This window comes from Streptomyces naganishii JCM 4654, from assembly GCF_014650575.1.
Classification (GTDB): domain Bacteria; phylum Actinomycetota; class Actinomycetes; order Streptomycetales; family Streptomycetaceae; genus Streptomyces; species Streptomyces naganishii.
Window position 1 is genome coordinate 339018 of the sequence record NZ_BMVF01000004.1, and the last position, 21453, is coordinate 360470.

Annotated in this window: 18 protein-coding genes and 2 pseudogenes; 13 read left to right on the plus strand and 7 right to left on the minus strand. The window is 72.8% G+C overall.

The genetic code is table 11. The features are described 5' to 3' along the window. Positions 1–78: 78 nt before the first annotated feature. Complete coding sequence (locus tag IE217_RS09485) at positions 79–453, minus strand: cytochrome C oxidase subunit I (RefSeq protein ID WP_190177289.1); 375 nt, start codon at positions 451–453, stop codon at positions 79–81. Further along, complete coding sequence (ctaD, locus tag IE217_RS09490) at positions 450–2129, minus strand: aa3-type cytochrome oxidase subunit I (protein ID WP_190177290.1); 1680 nt, start codon at positions 2127–2129, stop codon at positions 450–452. Before ctaD ends, IE217_RS09485 begins: the two co-directional genes overlap by 4 nt. Positions 2130–2357: 228 nt before the next feature. Between ctaD and IE217_RS09495 the strand changes: the two are divergent. The 3 genes and pseudogenes from IE217_RS09495 to IE217_RS09505 all read left to right on the plus strand — a co-directional run. Then, a pseudogene (locus tag IE217_RS09495) lies at positions 2358–2592 on the plus strand (MFS transporter); the annotation flags it as partial. Between the two features lie 81 nt (positions 2593–2673). Next, the gene (locus tag IE217_RS09500; RefSeq protein ID WP_190177291.1) at positions 2674–3444 is read left to right on the plus strand and encodes a hypothetical protein; all 771 of its coding nucleotides are present in this window, start codon (positions 2674–2676) and stop codon (positions 3442–3444) included. Between the two features lie 99 nt (positions 3445–3543). Further along, positions 3544–4847, plus strand: a pseudogene (locus IE217_RS09505) (condensation domain-containing protein). Positions 4848–4860: 13 nt separating this feature from the next. Here IE217_RS09505 and IE217_RS09510 read toward each other — a convergent pair. Beyond that, positions 4861–7602, minus strand: coding sequence for a SpoIIE family protein phosphatase (locus IE217_RS09510; RefSeq protein ID WP_190177292.1), 2742 nt, complete (start codon positions 7600–7602; stop codon positions 4861–4863). Positions 7603–7992: 390 nt separating this feature from the next. Here IE217_RS09510 and IE217_RS09515 point away from each other — a divergent pair, with 390 nt between their 5' ends. Next, complete coding sequence (locus tag IE217_RS09515; RefSeq protein WP_229865185.1) at positions 7993–9186, plus strand: S1 family peptidase; 1194 nt, start codon at positions 7993–7995, stop codon at positions 9184–9186. Between the two features lie 133 nt (positions 9187–9319). On the opposite strand, the gene IE217_RS09520 is transcribed toward IE217_RS09515, so the two are convergent. Further along, positions 9320–10537: an FAD-dependent oxidoreductase gene (locus IE217_RS09520; protein WP_229865187.1), complete on the minus strand. Its 1218-nt coding sequence runs from the start codon at positions 10535–10537 to the stop codon at positions 9320–9322. A 323-nt stretch (positions 10538–10860) separates the two neighbouring features. Here IE217_RS09520 and IE217_RS09525 point away from each other — a divergent pair, with 323 nt between their 5' ends. Then, entirely contained in the window at positions 10861–11031 is a 171-nt protein-coding gene (locus IE217_RS09525; protein ID WP_190177295.1) for a hypothetical protein, read from the plus strand. Between the two features lie 24 nt (positions 11032–11055). Here IE217_RS09525 and IE217_RS09530 read toward each other — a convergent pair whose 3' ends face one another. Further along, positions 11056–11220 (minus strand): hypothetical protein, encoded by a 165-nt coding sequence (locus tag IE217_RS09530; RefSeq protein ID WP_229865155.1) that lies wholly within the window; start codon positions 11218–11220, stop codon positions 11056–11058. 211 nt (positions 11221–11431) lie between these two features. On the opposite strand from IE217_RS09530, the gene IE217_RS09535 reads away from it, so the two are divergent. Next, a complete protein-coding gene (locus IE217_RS09535; protein ID WP_229865156.1) occupies positions 11432–12166 on the plus strand; it encodes a L,D-transpeptidase family protein in 735 nt (244 codons plus the stop codon). 33 nt (positions 12167–12199) lie between these two features. Here IE217_RS09535 and IE217_RS09540 read toward each other — a convergent pair whose 3' ends face one another. After that, on the minus strand, positions 12200–12676 hold the full coding sequence (locus tag IE217_RS09540) for an ATP-binding protein (RefSeq protein ID WP_373297980.1): 477 nt from the start codon (positions 12674–12676) through the stop codon (positions 12200–12202). Between the two features lie 181 nt (positions 12677–12857). Between IE217_RS09540 and IE217_RS09545 the strand changes: the two genes are divergently transcribed. The 3 genes from IE217_RS09545 to IE217_RS09555 all read left to right on the plus strand — a co-directional run bounded on the left by IE217_RS09545 (position 12858) and on the right by IE217_RS09555 (position 14669). Continuing rightward, a complete protein-coding gene (locus IE217_RS09545; RefSeq protein WP_190177297.1) occupies positions 12858–13268 on the plus strand; it encodes an ATP-binding protein in 411 nt (136 codons plus the stop codon). A gap of 264 nt (positions 13269–13532) precedes the next feature. After that, positions 13533–14321, plus strand: coding sequence for an ABC transporter ATP-binding protein (locus tag IE217_RS09550; protein ID WP_190177440.1), 789 nt, complete (start codon positions 13533–13535; stop codon positions 14319–14321). Between the two features lie 186 nt (positions 14322–14507). Continuing rightward, positions 14508–14669, plus strand: a complete 162-nt coding sequence (locus tag IE217_RS09555) for a hypothetical protein (RefSeq protein ID WP_190177298.1) — start codon at positions 14508–14510, stop codon at positions 14667–14669. Positions 14670–14762: 93 nt separating this feature from the next. On the opposite strand, the gene IE217_RS09560 is transcribed toward IE217_RS09555, so the two are convergent. Then, on the minus strand, positions 14763–16796 hold the full coding sequence (locus tag IE217_RS09560; RefSeq protein ID WP_190177441.1) for a DUF1996 domain-containing protein: 2034 nt from the start codon (positions 16794–16796) through the stop codon (positions 14763–14765). A 344-nt stretch (positions 16797–17140) separates the two neighbouring features. Here IE217_RS09560 and IE217_RS09565 point away from each other — a divergent pair, with 344 nt between their 5' ends. The 4 genes from IE217_RS09565 to IE217_RS09580 all read left to right on the plus strand — a co-directional run bounded on the left by IE217_RS09565 (position 17141) and on the right by IE217_RS09580 (position 21422). Then, complete coding sequence (locus tag IE217_RS09565) at positions 17141–18853, plus strand: multicopper oxidase family protein (RefSeq protein ID WP_190177299.1); 1713 nt, start codon at positions 17141–17143, stop codon at positions 18851–18853. Positions 18854–18878: 25 nt separating this feature from the next. Next, on the plus strand, positions 18879–19562 hold the full coding sequence (locus IE217_RS09570; RefSeq protein ID WP_190177300.1) for a hypothetical protein: 684 nt from the start codon (positions 18879–18881) through the stop codon (positions 19560–19562). A 239-nt stretch (positions 19563–19801) separates the two neighbouring features. After that, positions 19802–20038 (plus strand): ferredoxin, encoded by a 237-nt coding sequence (locus IE217_RS09575; protein ID WP_190177301.1) that lies wholly within the window; start codon positions 19802–19804, stop codon positions 20036–20038. Continuing rightward, entirely contained in the window at positions 20028–21422 is a 1395-nt protein-coding gene (locus tag IE217_RS09580) for an NAD(P)/FAD-dependent oxidoreductase (RefSeq protein ID WP_190177302.1), read from the plus strand. Before IE217_RS09575 ends, IE217_RS09580 begins: the two co-directional genes overlap by 11 nt. Positions 21423–21453: the final 31 nt, after the last annotated feature.

Here is a 21453-nt window from a genome sequence, read left to right on the forward strand (position 1 = left end):
GACCCGCCGCTTCACAGCGATGTCCCGCGAATGTCACAGGACCGTCCCAGCGACCGCCGGCAATCGACGACCCGACGGTCAGAGCCGGGCGGAGGCCACGGCCAGGGTCACGACGGCGGCCCCGGCCAGGACGGCCAGCGCGGCCAGTACGGACGCCATGCACCGCGCCCGCAGCCTGCGGTACCGCTCCTCGTACTCGCCGCGCAGCGCCCGGCACCGGTCGGCGACCCGCTGCAGGTCCGACCGCGCGCGCAGCAGGCAGTCGCGCGTGTAGTGCTCCTCGATCTCCTCGCGCTGCGCGCTGGTCAGCCACGTCATGGGCTCGGTGAAGGACCGGGCCCGCTCCTCGGCCTCGGCGACGCGGGCCTGCCACAGCAGATAGCCCTCGACCTGGTTGACCACGTCCGCGGCCCCGGCGGGCCGGCCGTCGCGGCGCCCCGCCTCGCCCGTCATCCCGGCAGGCCCAGGTTCTCCCGCTTGTCCGTGAGCGACACCTCGGGATGGTGCACGTCGAACGCCGGGGACTCGCTGCGGATCATGGGCATGGTCACGTAGTTGTGCCGCGGCGGCGGGCAGGAGGTCGCCCACTCCAGCGAGCGGCCGTAGCCCCACGGGTCGTCGACCTCCACCTTCGGGCCGTACTTGGCGGTCTTCCAGACGTTGTAGAGGAAAGGCAGCATGGACGCGCCCAGCAGGAAGGATCCGATGGTGGAGACCATGTTGAGGGTCGTGAAACCGTCGGCGGCGAGATAGTCGGCGTACCGCCGCGGCATGCCCTCGGCGCCCAGCCAGTGCTGGACCAGGAACGTGGTGTGGAAGCCCACGAAGAGGGTCCAGAACGTGATCTTGCCCAGCCGCTCGTCCAGCATCTTCCCGGTCCACTTGGGCCACCAGAAGTGGAAGCCCGCGAACATCGCGAAGACGACGGTGCCGAAGACGACGTAGTGGAAGTGGGCCACCACGAAGTAGCTGTCGGAGACATGGAAGTCCAGCGGCGGCGAGGCCAGGATGACGCCGGTCAGGCCGCCGAAGAGGAAGGTGACGAGGAAGCCGGCCGCCCAGAGCATCGGCGTCTCGAAGGACAGCGAGCCCTTCCACATCGTGCCGATCCAGTTGAAGAACTTCACCCCGGTCGGCACCGCGATCAGGAACGTCATGAAGGAGAAGAACGGCAGCAGCACCCCGCCGGTGACGAACATGTGGTGCGCCCACACCGTGGCGGAGAGCCCCGCGATGGAGATGGTCGCGCCGACCAGGCCCATGTAGCCGAAGACCGGCTTGCGCGCGAAGACCGGGATGATCTCCGTGATGATCCCGAAGAACGGCAGCGCGATGATGTAGACCTCGGGGTGGCCGAAGAACCAGAACAGATGCTGCCACAGCAGCGGACCGCCGTTCGCGGCGCTGTAGATGTGGGCGCCCCACATGCGGTCCACCTCCAGCGCGAACAGCGCGGCGGCCAGCACCGGGAACACCATGATCGCCAGGACGCTGGTGAGCAGCACGTTCCAGGTGAAGATCGGCATGCGGAACATGGTCATGCCCGGCGCGCGCATGGTGATGATCGTGGTGATGAAGTTGACCGAGCCGAGGATCGTGCCGAAGCCGGAGAAGGCCAGGCCCATGATCCACAGGTTGGGGCCGAGCCCCGGCGAGTGCTCCGCGTCGGACAGCGGGGTGTAGGCGAACCAGCCGAAGTCCGCCGCGCCCTGCGGGGTCAGAAAGCCGGCCACCGCGATCAGCGAGCCGAACAGGTACAACCAGTAGGCCAGCATGTTCAGCCGCGGGAAGGCCACGTCCGGAGCGCCGATCTGCAACGGCATGATCCAGTTGGTGAAACCGGCGAACAGCGGGGTGGCGAACATCAGCAGCATGACCGTGCCGTGCATCGTGAACGCCTGGTTGTACTGCTCGGTGGAGAGGATCTGCAGGCCGGGACGGGCCAGCTCCGCGCGAATCACCAGTGCCAGGATGCCGCCGAAGAGGAAGAAGGCGAACGAGGTGGTCAGGTAGAGCGAACCGATCTTCTTGTGGTCGGTGGTCGTCACCCAGTTCACCACCACGGCGCCGGGCCGCAGGGGGCGCCGGGGTGCGGCGGTCTCCCGAGTGATGTGCTGAACGTCTGTCATGCGGCCCGTCACACGCTTTCTCTCAAGAGATGGGTACGTGAGTTCCACGCGGTTTTCCGCAGGGCTCGGCACCATCCTTGCGCCTGACGCACCCGGAGCGGCGGCTCGCTTAGCCGGTATGGAGCAACGGCGCGCTCAATGCACCCGGTCGGCGTAAGGCGGGAGTCGGGCGGGGCTCACGCGCTCGCCCAGGACCCCGGCCATGAACCGCACCGGCCGGCGCGGGTCCCCGCCCCCGTGCGCGGCACCGCGCTCGGATCGGCCTCGGGCATCGGCCGGATCGGGCTCCATCGCCGGCCCGTCCGTCACCGGCGCCCTGGTCACCCTCGAGATCGGCCGCCCCTGGGGCTTCTCCTTCTTCGCCGCGGCCGAGGTCCTCGGCTTCCTGGCCGTGCCGACCCCGCCGCGCGCCGCGGAGAGCGTACCGGCGGCGGCCGATCAGCGCCTCCGGGACGGACCCTGACACGGCGTCAGGGCCCGTTCGGGGTCGAGCCGGGGACGTCACCGATGGTGACGTCCCCGTGGCGTTCGGCAGTCTGGTCCCATGCCGAACACCAGGACCAGCCCGTACCGTTCGTCCCTCGCCCGCCTCGCCCGCCGCACGGCCCTCGCCCTCGTCGGCGGCGCCGTCCTGGCGGGCCTGGTCGGAGTCCCGGCCGCCTCGGCGCGGGACGCCCCCGCGAAAGCCCCGTCCGCCGGAGGCCTCCCGGCCGGTTTCGAGGACTGCCCGGCCCTGCCCGCCGGCGCCGACCCGGCCCGTTGGAGATGCGAGGTGCACACCGCCGCCCCGAGGTTGATCATGGGGACCGTCACGGTCACGCTCGCGCCGATCACCATGACCCACGCCGAGGGCCCGCTCCCCGACGGCACGCCGGGGCAGGTGTGGGGCGCGATGCACACCACGCCGACCGCCGTTCCCGGCGGCCTCACCGGCCGGGCGCCGGCCGGGAGGGGGCCGCTCGCACTGACGCTGCTGCCGGAGTACGGTGGCCGGTCCGACTTCTACACCGGGCGATTCACCCTGCGCTTCCGGCTGCTGAGCCCCTTGCTGCCGCGCACCTGCGCGGTCGGGGCGGATACCCCGGTCGACTTCGAGATGAAGCGCTCGGGTCCCTCCCGCTGGATCTCCACCGACCCGCCCGTCATCGAGTTCTCCGCCTACGACGACGCCTTCACGGCGCCCGCCGCCGAGGACTGCGGCCCGCTGACGAGCCCGCTGAACCGGCGGCTCGGCCTGCCCGCACCGGCCGGGAACCTGCTGAGCTACGACGCCTCGTACACCTTCCGGACCTACGACCAGTTGTCCATACGCTGACCGCCCGCGCCGGGGCCGAGCCGGACCGGCAGCCACCCGCAACCCGCCGCGCCCATACGCAGTTGCTCCTCTGTACCCCGTCGGCAACGGAGGCTTCCCATGCGTATGACCGACATCCAGCGCTGCGAGGTCCGGCCCGGCCGGCTCGTCGAGTGGACGCTCGATCCGGCGGCCGTCCGGACGGCGACCGGACTGCCGGACGACTCGCGGCCGCCGGCGTACATCCAGGAGTCGCACATCAGGACGGCCCGCTCGGTGCGCGAGGGCGGCCTGTTCGTGCCGACCTGGCTGGGCACGGCGTTCGACATCCCGGGCCGGGTCGACCTCGACGTCCTCCAGGAGGCGCTGCGCGGCTGGATGCTCCGGCACGAGACGCTGCGCAGCGGCTTCCGCTGGACGGGCGAGGAGATGCGCCGGTTCACCCTCGACGCCGGGGACGTGTCGCTGCGGCGCCAGACGGTCGGCGAGTTCCACGACGCCGGCGCCCTGGTGCAGCACCTACAGGACCGCTTCGACGTCACGGCGGACGCGCTGCGCTGGCCCAACTTCCTCTTCTCGGCGGTCCCGCGCGACCACGGCGCGAGCGTGTACATGGCCTTCGACCACAGCAACGTCGACTCCTGTTCCGTCCAGCGCATCCCGGCCGAGATCCACGAGTTGTACCGCGCGGGCCTCGCGGGGAGCCGCACCGCGCGGAGGGAGGTGAGCAGTTACGTCGACTTCTGCCGCACCGAGCGCGCCAGTGCGGATGGGCTCGGCGAGGCGGACGCGATCGTCGCGCGCCGCGCCAGAAGCTGATGCGCAAGATGCTGGTGGGCGCCGAGGACGCGGCCGCGTTCGAGGAGTACTGCCGGCCCTTCGGCGGCAGCCTGGTCGGTGTGCTGGCCGCGACCAGTCTCATCGTGCACGAGATCGGGGACCGGCCCGTCTACCGCACGGTGGTGCCGTTCCACACCCGGCGCACGTCGCAGTGGATGGACTCGGTGGGCTGGTACGTCGGCGGCGCCCCGCTGGAGATCCCCGCGGCCCAGGCTCCCGACTTCCCGAGCCTGCTGCGGATGGTCAGCACCGCGCTGCGCGCCGGCCGGCCGCTGTCCCGCATGCCGATCGCGCGGGTCCTGCGGCTGCTCGGCTCGGACTTCCGCCCGACCTCGCCGGACCTGTACTCGATCGTGTCGTTCGTGGACGCCCGCGGCATCCCGGGTTCCGAGCGCCGGGCCGAGCTGAAGGCGTACGGCCTGGTCCGGGTCTCCTACGGCGACCAGGTGTGCGCGTGGATCAACAGGCTGCACGAGGGGCTGCAGTTCGCGAGCCGCTACCCGGGCACCGACATCGCGTACAAGAACATGCGGCTGTACGTGGAGCGGCTGCGGGAGCTGATCGTGGGGGTGCCCCGGCGCTGAGGTGCTCCGGGCGCTACAGGTCGAGGCCGAGATCGAGACCCGCGTCGGCGAGGGCCAGACTCAGGGCCTTCTCGCCGGAGCACTCCGACAGGGGCAGCTCCGCCCAGATGACCTTGCCGGTGGGCGTGTAGCGGGTGCCCCAGCGTTCGGTCATCTGCGACACGAGGAACAGTCCGCGGCCGCCCTCCTCGGTGGTGGCGGCGTAGCGCAGGTGGGGGGAGGTGCTGCTGGCGTCGGCCACCTCGCAGATCAGGGTGCGGTCGAGGATCAGGCGGACGTGGATCGGCTCGCAGCCGTAGCGGATGGCGTTGGTGACGAGTTCGCTGAGCACCAGTTCCAGGCTGAAGGACAGCTCGGACAGGTCCCACTCGTCGAGCTGGCGGCACGCGGCGTCGCGCATCCTGGCGACGGCGGCCGGGTCGGACGGCACGTCCCAGTCGGCGATGCGGTCGGGCGGCAGCGGCCGGGTGCGGGCGACGAGCAGGGCCACGTCGTCCTTGGGGCGCGCGGGCAGCAGCGTGTCCAGCACCGCCTGGCAGCTTTCCTCGGGCGGACGGCCGGGGTGGCCGGCGAGCGACTGGCGCAGCAGTTCCATGCCGACGTCGAGGTCGCGGTTCCGGTCCTCGATGAGCCCGTCGGTGTAGAGCACGAGCTGGGTGCCCTCGGGGATGTCCAGCTCGGCCGAGCGGAAGGGCATGCCCCCTAGGCCGAGGGGCGGCCCGAAGGGCAGGTCGGGGAAGGTGACGTCGCCGTCCGGGCTGACCAGGGCGGGGGCGAGGTGCCCGGCGCGCGCCATGACGCAGCGGCGCGTCACGGGGTCGTAGATCGCGTACAGGCAGGTGGCGCCGACGACGGCGGCGGCGACCTCGGTGCAGGCCTCGTCCTGGTCGATGCGGCCGACCAGGTCGTCGAGGTGGCTGAGCAGTTCGTCGGGCGGCAGGTCGAGGGTGGAGAAGTTGTGCACCGCGGTGCGCAGCCGGCCCATGGTGGCGGCGGCGTGCAGACCGTGGCCGACGACGTCCCCGACGACCAGGGCGACCCGGCCGCCGGGCAGCGGGATCACGTCGAACCAGTCGCCGCTGACGCCGGACTGGGCGGGCAGGTAGCGGTAGCCGACCTCCAGGGCGCTCTGCTCGGGCAGGGCGCGCGGGAGCAGGCTGCGCTGGAGGGTGACGGCCATGGCGTGCTCGCGGGCGTACCGGCGGCCGTTGTCGATGCTCACCGCGGCCCGGGCGACCAGTTCCTCGGCCAGCGACAGCTCCTCCTCGTCGAAGGGGCCGTGCTCCTTGGAGCGCCAGAAGTTGGCGACGCCGAGGACCGCTCCGCGGGCCTTGATCGGGGCCGAGATGAGGGAGTGGATGCCGTAGTCCACGATCCGTCCGGCGCGTTCGGGGTCCTGGGCGTGCCAGCCGGTGGCGCTGGAGAGGTCGTTGACGAGCTCGGAGCGTCCGGTGCCGTAGCCGCGGGCCTGGGGGGTGGAGGGCAGGAAGTCGATCAGCCGGCCCTTCTCGTAGAGCGGGTGGTCCTCGCGCACCGCGCGCACGGCGACGCGGCGCACCCCGGTGGCGGTGGCCGCGGGTTCCTCGCCGTGCAGCACGGCGTCGGCGAGGTCGACGGTGACGAAGTCGGCGAAGCGGGGGACGGCGACCTGGGCGAGCTCATCGGCGGTGCGGGTGACGTCGAGGGTGGTGCCGATGCCGAGGCCGGCGTCGTAGAGCAGTTTGAGGCGTTCGCGGGCGGTCTCGGCGCGGCCGGAGACGGCCTGGAGTTCGGTGGAGTCGCGCAGGGTGACGACGGTGCCCTTGGGTCCGCCGTCGCGGTCGGTGGGCCGCTGGTTGACGGCGAGGAGGCGGGGGCCGGCGAGGTGGACCTCGTCGGTGGCCTCGCGTCCCGAGCTGAGCAGGGCGACGGTCTCGGGTTCGAGGACGGGCAGCTGGGTCACGTGCCGTCCCTCGGCGTCGGGCGGCAGGTCCAGGAGCCTTCGGGCCTCGTCGTTGGCGAGCAGCAGCCGGCCGTCGCCGGCGACGATGAGGACGCCCTCGCGCACGGAGTGCAGCACCGCGTCGTGGTGGTCGTACATCTTGGTCATCTCGTCCGGGGCGAGACTGTGGGTCTGGCGGCGCAGGCGCCTGCCGACGAGCGCGGTGACGGCGGTGGCCCCGCCGAGCGCGGCGGCCCCGGCGGTCAGGATGATGGGGATCTGGCGGTCCACCTGGTTGGTGACGTTCTTGACCTTGAGCCCGGCGGAGACCAGGGCCACCACATGGCCGCCCGGGTTCTCGATGGGGACGGTGGCCTGCACTTCCTGGCCGAGCGGTCCGTGCACGCTCTCGGTGTAGACCCCGCCGGCCAGGGACGGCCCGATGGTGCCGACGAAGCGCTTGCCGATCCGGTCGGGCATCGGGTGGGTGTAGCGGATGCCGTGGGTGTCCATGACGACGATGAAGTCGACCCCCGCCGACCTGCGCCCGGCCTCGGTCAGCGGCTGGAGCACCTTGGTCGGGTGGGGGGTGCGGAGGGCGGCGAGGATCCCCGGGGAGTGCGCGAAGGTCTGCGCGACGGCCACGGAGCGGCGCTTCGCCTCGGCGTCGGTGTCGCGCTGGGACTGCAGCAGGAGGGCGAGTACGGCGAAGGCCACCAGCAGCACCACCAGCGCAACCTGCAGCACGAACACCTGTCCGGCGACGCTCCGCAGGCTCTTTCCCGCCGACGCGCGCCAAGATATCCGGCGAAGGCGGGCAAAAAGGTCTGCCATCCGGCCTTTCTAGCATCGCTGGTCCCCCGCCGTCACGACTGTGGACCGTATTCCTTCACGACCGGGCCGGCCGCCAAGGCTCCGGCGACCGGCGTCGGCCCGAGGCCGCACGGGCCTGACAATGTTGTCGCGGAGCACTCCGAAGCGATCATAGTCGCCCCGGATTGTGACACCCGTTCCACCGCCACCGGCAGCGTCGACCCGGCTCAGGACGGCCGTTTCCGCGAGGCGCGCGACTTCCCCCGGCGAGAAATGCGCGCCATTGGCATGGACCTGAAAACATCGTCTCGCTAAGCTCTCGGCAACCCGATGAGAGCGCTCTCAGGCTGCGGTTGTTCCACCCCCACCTTGCTGGAACGACGAAGGGCACCTTCCGTGAGACGCAATGTCGTGACGCGCGGGCGACTGCACCGCGCACTCGTGGCCGCACTCGTACTGTTCGGCACCGGCACCGGCACCGCGGCCGGGACCGCGCCGGCCTGGGCGTCGGCCTCCGCCCCGGCCCGCACTCCCGCCGCCTCCGCTCCCCACGCCGAGGCCGCTTCCCTGTCCCCGGGCCTCTTGCAGGCGATGCGGCGCGACCTGGGACTCAGCGCGCCGCAGGCGCGGGCCCGGCTGGCGGCCGAGCGCACCGCCACCGCGCAGGAGCCGAAGGCCCGGGAGGCCGCCGGGGCCGCCTACGGCGGCTCGTGGTTCGACGCGCGGACGGGCCGGCTCACCGTGGCCGTCACCCGTGACGCCTCCGCCTCGGCCGTACGCGCCGTCCGGTCCACCGGCGCGGTGGTGCGCACCGTGGCGCACAGCGCCCGGCAGCTCGACGCGGCCAAGCGCCGCCTGGACCGCCTGCCCGCGCCCTCGGGCGTGAGCGGCTGGCACGTCGACCCGGCGGCGGGCGCGGTGGTCGTCGACGTGGTCCGCGACCGGCGTTCCGACAACGATGTCGAACGCTTCCTGACCCGCGCCCGCGCGGCCGGCCCCGTCACCGTCCACCAGGTGGCCGCGGCGGCACGCACCTACGCGGCCGGCACGGTCGGCGGCGACCCCTACTACACCGGCAACGTCCGCTGCTCCATCGGCTTCTCGGTGTACGGCGGCTTCGTCACCGCCGGGCACTGCGGGCAGCCCGGAGCGGGCGTGAGCGGCTGGGACGGCTCCTACATCGGCACGTTCCAGGGTTCGTCGTTCCCCGACAACGACTACGCCTGGGTCAGTGTGGGCAGCGGCTGGTGGACGGTGCCGGTGGTCCTCGGCTGGGGCACCGTCCCGGACCAGCTCGTACGCGGTTCGGCCGAGGCACCCGTGGGCGCCTCGGTCTGCCGCTCGGGCTCGACGACCCACTGGCACTGCGGCACGGTGCTCGCGCGCGACGAGACCGTCAACTACAGCCAGGGCGCCGTGCACCAGCTGACCAGGACCAGCGTGTGCGCCGAGCCCGGCGACTCCGGCGGCTCGTTCATCAGCGGCGACCAGGCCCAGGGCGTCACCTCGGGAGGCTGGGGCAACTGCTCCAGCGGCGGCGAGACGTGGTTCCAGCCGGTCAACGAGATCCTCGGCCGCTACGGCCTGACGCTGCACACGGCCTGACAGCCGCCTGACAGCCCCGTGCGCACGGCCGGGGCGGCCCGGGCAGACGACCAGGCCGCCCCGGCCCTTCGCGCATCAGCCGCCCCGGCCCTTCGCGCAGGAGCCGCCCGGCACACGGGCCGCCCTTCCCTGCTCAGCGCGGTGTCGTCCGGCGGACGGTGTCGTGGGCGATGCGGGTCGCGGCGTACTCCGTGCCCGCCACGAAGCGCATCATCGGGCCGAACATGGGGGCCGCCAGCGAACCGGTGAAGTACAGGCCCGGTACCGACGACTCAAGGGACCCGTTCAGATGGGGCGCCCCGGAGCCGGGGACGTACCTCAGGGCGCGGCGGACCGAGGGCGAGAGGAAGGGGAGGACGTCGAGGTCGAGGCGGTAGCCGGTGGCGGCGAGGACGTGATCGACGTCCAGGGTCCCCACCGCTGCGCCCGGCCCGGCGACCTCCAGCCGGACGGCGGTCCCGCCGCGCGTCGCCTCGGCCCGGACGACCCGGCGCGAGGTGTCGACCTGGACCACGCCCTCCACCCGGTCCCGCAGCCACCAGCCGCCCGAGGGCCCGAGGGCGCGCCGGAACAGCAGCAGCCGGGCCGCGGCGGGCAGGCGCCGCACCCCGCCCGGGGCCCGGCAGACGGCGGCCAGGATCCAGCCGGTGCCCAGCGGCGAGGCCGGCCGGGCGACCCTGGACGCCCAGGGCCTGCTGAGGACCGGCCTGGTACCCCACAGCACCTTCCGCTCACGGACCAGCACCAGCGCCTCGGCGCCGGCCTCGTGCAGCAGCGCCGCGCTCTCCAGCGCCGACTGGCCGCCGCCGACCACGGCGACCCGCCGCCCGGCATAGCGGGACAGGTCGGTGTGGTGGCTGGTGTGGGACACCAGCGCGCCGGCACCCGGGCCCTCGGGGGCCAGGGCACGCAGCACCCCGGGTATGTGGGCGAGCCCGTTCAGGCCGGTGGCCACGACGACGGATCCGGCGGCGAACTCCTGCCCGTCGTCCAGCCGCACGGTGAACCCGGGCCCGGTGCCCCCCGCCCGGTCGACGGCGGCCACCCGCGCGGCCTCCACCTCGCCGACGTAGCGCTTCTGGAACCACTGCCCGTAACGGACGAACACGTCGCACGGGATCGGGGTCAGCTCGGTCAGCTCCGGCTCGCCGTGCACCCGGAGGAAGTCCGCCAACCGGCCGCCCGGCTCCGGCGCGGACAGGTCGGTGGCGTCCGGGGTCGACTTGAGGAACATCCCGGTCGCCATGGCGTGCCGCCAACTGCCCAGCACCTCACCGAAGATCCGTACGGGCACCCCCCGGGCCCGCAGGTGCGCGGCCACCGACAGCCCGTAGGGCCCGGCGCCGACCACCACGACCGGTAACCCGTCGCGACCACCCAACTCCCTTTCGCGGGCAGGGTGTTGCCCCGGAAGCGACTGCGTCATGCATCCCCCCGCTGGTCCCCGCGCGCCGCCTTCCCCAAGGCCCGCGCGACACTTCGGGACGGCACGCCGGCACCGGGCCGCCGCACTCCTCCCCCCTCCGCCGCTCAGTGTTACCCAGCAACCCGCACCGGAATGCGAAATGGGGGCACGTTGCCAAAACATGGTCAAACCGTTGACCTGCGGCGGCCCCACCCTGCCCGGCGGCCACACCGGCCCCGCGGCACCTGCCCCAAGGAGGTCGCGCGGGGTTGAGAAGTCCCGTACGGCCGCGGGAAGCCGGCGTCGAGGGCAGCGGCCTCGCCTTCCCCGACGGAGGGCGGCGAACCGGCATGGGGACCCGGGCCGGCACCGGCACGCCCGAAGGCCTGCCCGTCGTGGTCGCCGTCATGCCCGACGACCGGACGCGCAGGCCTTCTTGATGAGCCGGCCCTACCGCCGGGACCTCAGTGGTCCGTGGCGGCCGGGGCGCCGGCGACCGGTGGTGCCGTCATCAGCTTCCCGAACAGGGCCATGCAGGTGGAACAGTGACCAGCCCGCTGGGCGTTCACCCCGTCGACCTGACGGTCGAGCCGTGTGCCGCACAACGTGGTGGCCGTGTTCTTGGCCATCACGTGCCACACCAGGGCTCCACCGTGCCTTTCGACTCCTGCACACATCTCATACATGATCGGCTCCCTTGATGGACGCCTCTCTCACTCCAGGAGACACCGACCGGGCCCGCGCCACGCACCACGGGCCGCCATTCGGGTGACAAAGGCGACAACGGCGCGCCAGGGGGCGGGGCCTGGGACGCGCGGCCGCGATGCAATCATGGAAGCCATGCGGAAGAGCGGTGCGATACGGGCGGCGGCCATGGCTGCGGCGTGCGGGGCGGTGGTGATGTCCCTGACGTCCTGCGGGAATTCGGGCCACTCCGGCGCGGCCGGCAGCGGCGGCAGCCGTACGGACGACGCGCCGCAGCCGTCCACGGACCTCAAGCGCGTCCCGGGCATCGGCGACCGGCTGTGGCAGCGCCTGCCGGCCGGCACCCGCCAGGTCGTCGCCGTCTACGGGGACGGACCCCACTCCCCCGACTCGACCGTGGAGTTCTTCACCAAGCACGGCTCCACCTGGGACCGCGCGCGCTCGTGGCCGGCGCACAACGGCCGCAAGGGCTGGACCACGGACCACCACGAGGGCGACCAGCGCAGCCCCGTGGGGATGTTCACCCTCAGCGACGCGGGCGGCGTGCTCGACGACCCGGGGGCGAAGCTGCCGTACACCAAGTCGGCGGCGTTCCAGGCGCCGCACTACTGGAACAAGGCGTCCTGGCACGACTTCGACTACGTCATCGCGATCGACTACAACCGCGTGAAGGGCACCGCGCCCAACGACCCCACGCGGCCCCAGGGCCAGTCCAAGGGCGGCAGCATCTGGCTGCACATGGACCACGGCAGCGGCACCTCGGCCTGCGTCGGCATGTCGGAGGCGGCGATGCGCTATCTGCTGCGCAACCTGGACCCGAAGCAGCACCCGGTGGTGATCATGGGGGACAAGGCGGAACTCGGCGCCTGACGGGCGGCCGTGGGGCGGCCCGCCCCGGGGACGTCACCTCTCCTGTCGGGGCATGCCGCCGTCCGGGGCGTCGAGCAGGGCGAGACGGGCGATGACGCGCTTGCCCACCGGCTCCCTGCGCACCTCGAACCCCTGCACCACGGCCATCACGATCTCCAGCCCGTGCTGGCCCACCCGGCCGGGATCGGCGGCCCGCGCCACCGGCAGCACCGGGTCGCTGTCCCAGACCGCGACCTCGACCGCGTCGCCGACGATGCTCAGGTCCATGAGGATGGGACCCGCGGCGTACTTGCGGGCGTTCGTGACCAGTTCGCTGACCACCAGCTGGGTCAGGTCCGTCGCCCGGTCCGAGACGGGCAGCCCGTGCTCGGCCCGCGCCCGCATCAGAAAGGCGGCCGCGAGACGGCGGGCCTCGGCGATGCAGGCGCCGTCCCCGTCCAGGGCCGCCGCCGCCCGCATCACCTCGTCATCCGAGGAACGTCCGGCACCGCCGAGAAGGACACCGTCCATCGCAACCGTCTTCACCACCTCGTTCACAGGCTGCCCATACCCCCGTTCACGCCGGGCACGCCCCCCGACTTCGTGTCAGCTGCGTCACACGAGCACCGCCCCGCACCGGGACGCGTCACCGCCCCGCTCGCGGGTATCCGCCTTCCGGACATCGGGAGAAACAGGACCAGAAGGGGCGCACGTGGACGAGACATCGCTGAGGGCGGTGGGCTGGGCACGCTCACTGCCGTTGAACACCGAGGTGAAGGCGGCACGCGACTGGGCGCGCGAGCACCTGCGGACGCTGGGCTGGACCACCGGCGCCCCGCAGACGGTGGACGCCGTGCTGCTGACCGTCTCCGAACTGGTCACCAACGCCCACACCCACGCGCGAAGCTCCGCACAGCTGGTGATGACGTGGGACAACCGCTGTCTCCACATCTCCGTGCACGACTCCTCCCCCGAGATCCCGGCACCCCGGGAGTCGAGCCCCGAAAGCGTCGGCGGCCGGGGCATGTTCCTCGTGGACGCCCTGGCCGACGCGTGGGAGGCCCGCCCCTGCCCGCGCGGCAAGACCGTCACCGCCTGCTTCCGCCCTTCCTCGCAGGCCTGAACTTCCGCCCTTCCTCGCAGGCCTGAGGCGGGGCGGGACCCGCCCCCTGTCCACGAACCGGACGGCCCGGCAACCGCATGCCGGATGCATCTAACGTCGGACCGACCACCGCTGGGGCGATGGGGGACACGCGGCGAGGGGAGCCCGGCGATGACCGAGGAGACGGCGGACACGGCGGAGACGGCCGGGACCGCGGAGACGGCCGAGAGGGTCCAGAGGGCGGAGCCGTCGGCCGGGGAGCTGGACACCGGCCGGGCCGTCGTGATGCTGCGGGACGTCGGCGTCCGGCGCTGCACCACCGGGCAGGTCATCCTCGACGGCATCGACTGGACGGTCCGGGCGGGCGAGCACTGGGCGCTGCTCGGTGCCAACGGCGCGGGCAAGACGACGCTGCTGCGGCTGCTCGGCGCCCTCATGCATCCGACGACCGGCACCGTCGAGGTACTGGGCAGCCGCCTCGGCCGGGTCGACGTAAGGGAGTTGCGCGCCCGTATCGGACACGTCACCTCGGCACAGCGGGTGCCGCAGGACCTGGACGGCCGCACGGTCGTACTGACCGGCCACACAGGCACCGTGCAGCCGCTGTGGCGGTCGTACGACGACGAGGTGCGCGGACGGGCCGAGGCGCTGCTGGCGGAACTGGAGATCAAGGAGCTGGCGGAGCGGCCGTACGGCGTCTGCTCGGGCGGGCAACGGGCGCGGATCCTGATCGCCAGGGCGCTGATGGCCGAGCCCGCCCTGCTGCTCCTGGACGAGCCGTTCAACGCGCTGGACCTGCCCTCCCGCGAGGACCTGGTCGAGGCCCTGCACCACCTCGCCGAGGGCCGCCCGCGGCTGGCCACGGTGACGGTCACCCACCATCTCGAGGAGCTGTCCCCGGCGGTGGGTCACGCGCTGCTGCTGCGCGAGGGCCGGACACTGGCGCGGGGTCCGGTCGAGGAGGTGCTGACCGGTCCGTGGCTGACCGGGTGCTTCGGCCGGCCCATCGCGGTGAACCGGCACGAGGGCCGCTGGTGGGCCTACGCCGACCGGCCCAACCGCCGGGAGGCGTGAGGGGGTTCGGCGCCCGGGCCGGTGGTCCGGGCGCGCGGCGCGGGCCGTGCACCGATGTCGCCCTGTGTGGTCGGATCGGAACTTTCCACTACCGCCAGTAACATGATCAACTGCGGCTCTGGACGCTCCCCGCGGTGACGTGGGGCGGCTCCCCGTGGCTTCCATCATCTCCGTGCGAGGTTCCCCATGTCGTCCCAGGACGATGCCCTGCGCCAGGCGCAGACCGACTACCAGCACCACATGCAGACGTGCCGCCAGTGTCACGCGGACACCGTTCCCTGCCCCGTGGCCAAGCACCTGCTGCGCGTCTACAACAACGCGCGAAGGGGGCTCGCTCACCCCAAGTGACGGGAAAGCGGCGGCGGAACCGGCCATGGGTGCCGGTTGCGCCGCCGCTTCGCGTACTGCCGCCCGCTGCCGCCCCCTACGGACGGCCCGGGATCACATCGCGCCGCGCCGGATCCTGCGCAGCAGCAGGAAGCCCGCGATCACGAGCACCGCTCCCGCGGCAGCCGGCCACAGCTGGGCGCCGGTCTCGGCGAGGCTGCCTCCCGCGGTCTGCGGCTCGGTGTGCGAGCCGGCGGACGGGCCGTTCCCTGCGGGCGCCGGCGTCTGCGTGGCAGTGCCGACCTCGCCGCCGCTCGCCGCGGCCGTGGCGGTCGGAACCGTCGCGGCGGTCGGGGTGGCGCTCGCTCCCGAACCCTTGTGGGAGGAGTGGGAGCTGTAGGACTTCGGCTCGAGGGTCGGGGCGGTGGCGTCGCCGCCGCCGTTCACGGGCGGCTGGGTCGCCGGGGTGTCGGTCGTGCCCGCGCTCGGCTCCTGCGTCCGCTGCGGGGGCTGCTGCTGCCCGCCGGAGGCGGAGCCGCCCTGGCCGTCACCGGAGCCACCGCCCTGGTTGCCGCCGGAGCCACCGCCCTGGTTGCCCCCGGATCCGCCCTGACCGCCATTGCCACCCTGGTCGCCACCCGAGCCGCCCTGACCGCCGTTGCCACCCTGGCCGCCGCCCGCGCCGCAGGTGCGGCCGCTGTTGATGCAGTCCACCATCTGGCGCATCAGGCCGTCGTCGAACACGTTGATGAAGTCACCGTGGTCCGTGACCGGCTTGTGCAGCTGCTCGGGGAAGGAGTCGACGGCGAACAGCGGGGTCGTCCGGCCGCCGTCGTTCAGGCTCGGCGCGGCGACGTCGTAGACGATGCGCTGCACCAGCTGCGGGATCGCCTGGAAGCCGGCCGGGCACGCGCCCTGCGCGTCGGCGAACGCCACGTGGGTGCGGTGGTTGGCGCTGTCGATGTTCCGGCCGTCCCAGCAGCTCTGGAAGCGGAAGGTGCGCACCACGTCGCTGCCCTTGGGGCACAGCGGGTACTTGTCCTTCAGCTGCCGGTCCTCGAAGCCGGTGCAGCTCCAGGAGGCGTTGGCGTTGGCCGGGCCGTTGACGAACGCCTTGGCGTCACCGGTGATGATCCGCAGGAAGCGCGGCATGGCGGTGACCTTGCCCTGGGGGCTGCCCTCGAAGGTGATGGTCACCTGCTTGGGCGTCACGATGCGGCCCGCGTTGCCCTCGGTGCCGCCGCCCGGCGAGTCGGCGTCCCGCTCCCGGCTGCCGTCCTGAAGCCGCACCACGGGCCAGTAGTACGTGGACTTGTCACCCTTGTCCGCGCAGCTGGTGTCGCCGGCGGCCAGGTCGCCGTCGCTCGCGAAGGCGGTGTTGGACTGGTTGCCGACGTAGTCGTGGAAGTGGTGGGCGCCGTTGGTGACGCCGGGCGCGACGATGACGTTGTCCGAGTTGCGCAGGCCGTTGGCGTTGACCCCGCAGCTGGAGGTGAAGCTGCCGCGTGAGGCGTTCGCCTGCGGCTGGGGCGTGCCGGCGTTCGGCTGGACGGTGGTGATGTCCACGTAGTCCGCGGCCACGGGGCCGTTGCCCGCCTGGCCGCCGTTGCCCTGCTGCTGTCCCCCGCCCTGCTGGCCCTGGCCGCCCTGGCCGTTCTGACCCTGGCCGCCGCCCTGGTCCCCCTGACTCCCCTGGCTCTGCCCGTTCTGGTCCTGCCCCTGGCCGTTCTGGCCGTTCTGGCCGTTCTGGCCTTGGTCTTGCGCCGGGTGCAGGCTGCACTCGGCGAGGGCGTCGAGCCCCTCGGGGCGGTTCCCGGCGCGGTCGATGGCGTCCGCGATGCGCCCGATCGTCTCCGCGCGCTGCTCCTTCAGCGGCTTCATGATCGTGTCGTCGACGGAGCCGTCACCGCCGGATCGCCCGGCCTGGGCCGAGTTCTGCAGCTGCTGGTAGGCCTTGGCGATCTGCTGGTCGAGGACGGCGAGTTGCTCGTCGACGGACGCCTTGGCCGCCTCCGGCACGGCCGTGAGCCGCGTACCGACGTCGGGGCAGTCGATCGTCCCCGCCGCGCCCGAGCCCGGAGCCGACTTCTCCACCGCCTGCCCGTTCCAGGTCCCTTCGGTGGCCGAGGCGTAGACGTTGGCCACCATCAGGCCGCCGCCCCCCAGCATCAGCGCGACCGCGGCGAACGTGGCGCGCCGCGGGCCTGTGGGTCGTCTGCGCGTGTTGCGTCTCACGGAACTACTCCTAGACGGTCTGGTCGGTCCGGCCGGGCATGGCAATCCCCCGGTCCCATACGGAACGGGACGCACGGATGTTCAAAGGCCCCGGCAATTCACAGCGACTTCATGGCTTCTGGCAGGCCATCAGGCGTCCGGGCGCACGTGACGGCGGGGCCGGTGCACCGGGGGGCCGGGAAAATTGGTCGCCCGTATCACCGGACGCGCCGCTCCGGTTCTCCCACATATCGTCGGAAAACGTGTGTTATTCAGTCATGCACACATATACGCGGCGAACCTTGCTCAGTGCCTCGATCATGGCGGCCGGCTCGGGACTCCTCGGCGCCTGCTCCGGGTCCGTCTCTCCCGCAGGCTCCGGGCCGCACGCCGGGGCGTCCCGGAGCTCGGGGTCCGCGCCGGGCTCCACAGACTCCGGTCTCCGCCGCTTCGTCCCCGAAGGGCCCAAGGGGTATGTGAACCCGTCCGACCCCGAGGTGCTGGCCGCCGAGCGCGCACGCGGGGCGGGGCCGGTGCGCAAGTACAGGTTCACCGCCGCCGAGACCTCGCTCGACCTGGGCGGACGGACCATCAGGTCGTGGGCGTACGACGACCGTGTGCCGGGCAGCGCCGTCCGGGTGACCACGGGCGACATCCTCGACCTCACCCTCGTCAACCGTCTGCCGGTGGCGACGACCCTGCACTCGCACGGTGTGCGCCTGCGCTGCGACATGGACGGCGTGCCGGACCTGACGCAGGAGGGCGTCAAGCCCGGCGAGGACTTCACCTACCGCTTCGCGGTGGCCCACCCGGGCACCTACCTGCTGCACTCGCACTCGGGCCTGCAGCTCGACCGGGGTCTGTACGCGCCCTTGATCGTCGACGACCCCAAGGAGCGCCTGTCGTACGACAAGGAGTGGCTGGTCGTCCTGGACGACTGGGTTGACGGGGTGGACGGCTCCACCCCGGACGGCGTGCTCGGCCAGCTGCACCACGGCAAGGCTCCGATGGGCATGGACATGGGCAAGGCGTCCGGGCACGACATGTCCGGGCACCGGGAGCGCGAGGGCGGCGGGCACGGACACGGGAGGTCCGGCGGCCATGACGCGTCCGAGGGCCGGGAGGGGCCGCAGGGTCAGAAGGGGAGCGGTCCGTCCCGCGTCCTGCACGGCTCCCACAGCCGCATGCTGGACGGCATGGGCGGCAATGTGGCGTACCCGTACTACCTCGTCAACGGCCGTCTGCCCAAGGCGGCCCAGGTGTTCCGGGCGCGCCCCGGGGACCGTATCCGGATCCGCTTCGTCAACGCGGGCGCCGACACCGCCTTCCGGGTGGCGCTGGGCGGCCACGAGATGACAGTGACGCACACGGACGGCTATCCGGTCGAGCACAAGCGCACGGACGCGCTGCTGATCGGCATGGCCGAGCGCTACGACGTCGTCGTCACCGCCAAGGACGGGACGTTCCCGCTGGTCGCGCTGGCCGAGGGGAAGAAGGCCCAGGCGCTCGCGGTGCTGCGCACCGACAAGGGCAAGGGGCTGCCCTCGCCGTCGGTCCACCCCGACGAGCTCGACGGGCGGGTGGTCCCGGCGCGGCGCCTGGTGCCGGACGAGTCGGTGGCCTACTCCGACCGCGACCCCGACCGGGAGATCCGGATCCGGCTGACCGGCAACATGAAGAAGTACGACTGGATGTTCGACCACCAGCCCTACTCCCCCGCGCACCGCCACCCCGTCCGCCAGGACGAGCGGGTGCGGCTCACCCTCATCAACGCCACCGACATGTGGCACCCGCTGCACCTGCACGGCCACACGTTCGCGCTGACCGGCATCAACGACGTCGGAACCCGCAAGGACACCGCCATCGTGCTGCCGCACCGCAAACTGGTGGTGGACTTCTACGCCGACAACCCGGGCCTGTGGATGCTGCACTGCCACAACCAGTACCACTCGGAGTCCGGCATGATGACCGTCATCGGTTACCGTAAGTAACTGTTCCGGAGAAGGCGGTCGCGCGATGGCGGACGTGAGGAGCGGGCCGGCGCAGCGGGCGCTGGAGACCCCGCGGGCGGCCGGGCTCGCGGGGGTCCTGTTCGCGCTGCTGCTCGCGGCGGCGATCGTCCTGATCCGGCTCGGCGTCCCGCAGGGCGCGGACACGGTCACCCCCGGAGGCTTCACCGACTCCACGCGGCGTGGCGCGGTGGGGGCGGCGCTGGCGCTGGTGCCGTTCGCCGGGATCTTCTTCCTGTGGTTCGTCGGTGTCGTGCGCGCCCATGTGGGGGCGGCCGAGGACAAGTTCCTGGCGACCGTGCTCCTGGGCAGCGGGCTGGTGTTCGTGGCCACGATGTTCGGCGCGGCCGCGGCGGTCGGCGCGGTGCTGGCCACCGCGCACCCGGCCGGCGCCGCGCCGCCCCTGGAGACCTGGGACTTCGGCCGGCACTTCGCGTACCTGCTGATGATCGGGTACGGCATGCGGATGGCGGCGGTCTTCGTCTGCTCCCTGTCGGTGATCGGGCACCGCCTGGGCATCATGCCGCGGTGGCTGACCCTGTTCGGCTTCCTGTGCGCGCTCACGCTGCTGTTCGTGGCGTCGAACGTGCCCTGGGCCGAGTTGGTGTTCCCGGGGTGGTCGCTGGTCCTCAGCGTGTACATCCTCGTGGTGAGCGGCCGCCGCGGGGCGGGCACGGCGACGGCCACCTGACCCGCGCGCGGGGGCCCGGCCGCAGGCCGCTCGGCACAGGCGGGCGCGGGCGCGGTTCGCTCCGCTCAGTCGGGCGCGGGCCGCTCCACGCGGCCGCGGGTCACTCGATCGGAGGGTCCCGGCGAGCGGGGGGCCGCCCGCGCTGACGATCCTGGCGTGGGGCAGGTGACCGCCGTCCGAGGCGGCCCGCCGAGCGGGTTGCCGCCTGGGACCTGACCGCCGGAAAGGGCGGGACGCCGATGAGGCTTGTCGTCGATCTCAACAAGTGCCAGGGGTACGCGCAGTGCGCGTTCCTCGCGCCGGACGTGTTCACCATGCACGGCGAGGAGTCGCTCGTCTACGACCCTCGGCCGGAGAAGGAGCATCGGGAGCGGGTGGCGCGTGCCGTCGCGGCCTGCCCGGTGCGGGCGATCACGGCGGACGGCCTGCGGGAGACGCCCGCGGGGGCCGGGCAGGAGGCGTCCGATGCCCGCTGAGGAGTTCCACGAGTGGCTCAGGCGCGAGGGCCGCATCGTGATCGTGGGCGCCTCGCTCGCGGGCCTGAGGGCCGCCGAGACGCTGCGCGCCGAGGGCTTCACCGGCTCCCTCACCCTGATCGGCGACGAGCCCTACGAGCCCTACGACCGTCCGCCGCTGTCCAAGGCGGTGCTGCTCGGCAAGGCGTCCCCGGAGCGCACGGACCTGCCCCGGCGCAGGGAGATCGACGCGACCTGGCGCCTGGGGGTGGCCGCGAGCGGCCTCGACCTCGCGGGCAAGCGGGTGCGGCTCGCCGACGGCGACGAGGTGCCATACGACCGGCTGCTGATCGCGACCGGGGTGCGCGCCCGGCCCTGGCCGAAGGAGGACGAGGCCCAGCTGGACGGGGTGTTCACGCTGCGCACCCGGGACGACGGGGTGCGTCTGCACCGGCGGCTCAACGCCTCGCCACGCCGGGTGTTCGTCATCGGCGCGGGGTTCACCGGTTCGGAGATCGCCTCGGCCTGCCGGGACCGGGGCATCGCGGTCACCGTGGCCGAGCGCGCGGACGCGCCGCTGGTGGGCGCGCTCGGCGGGGTGGTCGGCTCGGTGGCGGCCGACCTGCACCGCGAGAACGGGGTCGACCTGCGCACGGGTGTGATGGTCACCGGGCTGGAGGGGGACTCGTCGGGCCGGGTGCGGGCCGCGCACCTGTCCGACGGCAGCGTGGTCGAGACGGACCTCGTGATCGTCTCACTGGGCGCGACCCGCAACACCGACTGGCTGGAGGGCTCGGGGCTGGGCGCCGGGCCGCGCGGCATCGCCTGCGACGCCGGCTGCCGCGCCTTCGACTTCCGCGGCATCGTCACGGACGACGTCTACGTCGCCGGGGACGTGGCCCGCTCCCCGCACGCCCTGTTCGGCTACCAGTTCCTCTCCCTGGAGCACTGGGGCAACGCCGTGGCGCAGGCCGAGGTGGCGGCGCACAACATGATCAGCGCGGGCGCGGACCGGCGGCCGCACCTGTGGGTCCCCGCCTTCTGGTCCTCGCAGTTCGGGGTGAACATCAAGTCGGTCGGGGTGCCGTCCATGGGCGACGAGATCATGATCACCCAGGGCTCGCTCGCCGAGCGCCGGTTCGTCGGCGTGTACGGCTGCCAGGGCCGGGTGATCGCCGCGGTCAGCTTCGACAACACACGGTGGCTGGAGTTCTACCAGCGGCAGATCGAACTCGGCGCGCCGTTCCCGCTCGAGTACCCGACGGTGGACCGCAGGCCCGAGGGCCGCAAGCCGGTCCCGGCCGACTTCCCCGACCCGTCGCTGCCGACGCACGGCCCCACCGTGATCCTCAGCGGCTACTCCCCCGCCGACCGGCGCCTGGTGTTCACCCCGGGCCGGCGCTGACCGGCCGCGCCCCGCCACGGACCTCCCCGCC

Excerpts from the sequence above, each read along its gene's own strand:
- IE217_RS09530 (WP_229865155.1), bottom strand. The coding sequence starts at position 11,220 with ATGGCCAAGAACACGGCCACCACGTTGTGCGGCACACGGCTCGACCGT.
- IE217_RS09550 (WP_190177440.1), top strand. The coding sequence starts at position 13,533 with ATGCTGCGGGACGTCGGCGTCCGGCGCTGCACCACCGGGCAGGTCATC.
- ctaD (WP_190177290.1), bottom strand. The coding sequence starts at position 2,129 with ATGACAGACGTTCAGCACATCACTCGGGAGACCGCCGCACCCCGGCGC.
- IE217_RS09570 (WP_190177300.1), top strand. The coding sequence starts at position 18,879 with ATGGCGGACGTGAGGAGCGGGCCGGCGCAGCGGGCGCTGGAGACCCCG.
- IE217_RS09485 (WP_190177289.1), bottom strand. The coding sequence starts at position 453 with ATGACGGGCGAGGCGGGGCGCCGCGACGGCCGGCCCGCCGGGGCCGCG.
- IE217_RS09555 (WP_190177298.1), top strand. The coding sequence starts at position 14,508 with ATGTCGTCCCAGGACGATGCCCTGCGCCAGGCGCAGACCGACTACCAG.
- IE217_RS09510 (WP_190177292.1), bottom strand. The coding sequence starts at position 7,602 with ATGGCAGACCTTTTTGCCCGCCTTCGCCGGATATCTTGGCGCGCGTCG.
- IE217_RS09540 (WP_373297980.1), bottom strand. The coding sequence starts at position 12,676 with ATGGACGGTGTCCTTCTCGGCGGTGCCGGACGTTCCTCGGATGACGAG.
- IE217_RS09580 (WP_190177302.1), top strand. The coding sequence starts at position 20,028 with ATGCCCGCTGAGGAGTTCCACGAGTGGCTCAGGCGCGAGGGCCGCATC.
- IE217_RS09560 (WP_190177441.1), bottom strand. The coding sequence starts at position 16,796 with ATGGTGGCCAACGTCTACGCCTCGGCCACCGAAGGGACCTGGAACGGG.
- IE217_RS09535 (WP_229865156.1), top strand. The coding sequence starts at position 11,432 with ATGCGGAAGAGCGGTGCGATACGGGCGGCGGCCATGGCTGCGGCGTGC.
- IE217_RS09565 (WP_190177299.1), top strand. The coding sequence starts at position 17,141 with ATGCACACATATACGCGGCGAACCTTGCTCAGTGCCTCGATCATGGCG.
- IE217_RS09500 (WP_190177291.1), top strand. The coding sequence starts at position 2,674 with ATGCCGAACACCAGGACCAGCCCGTACCGTTCGTCCCTCGCCCGCCTC.
- IE217_RS09575 (WP_190177301.1), top strand. The coding sequence starts at position 19,802 with ATGAGGCTTGTCGTCGATCTCAACAAGTGCCAGGGGTACGCGCAGTGC.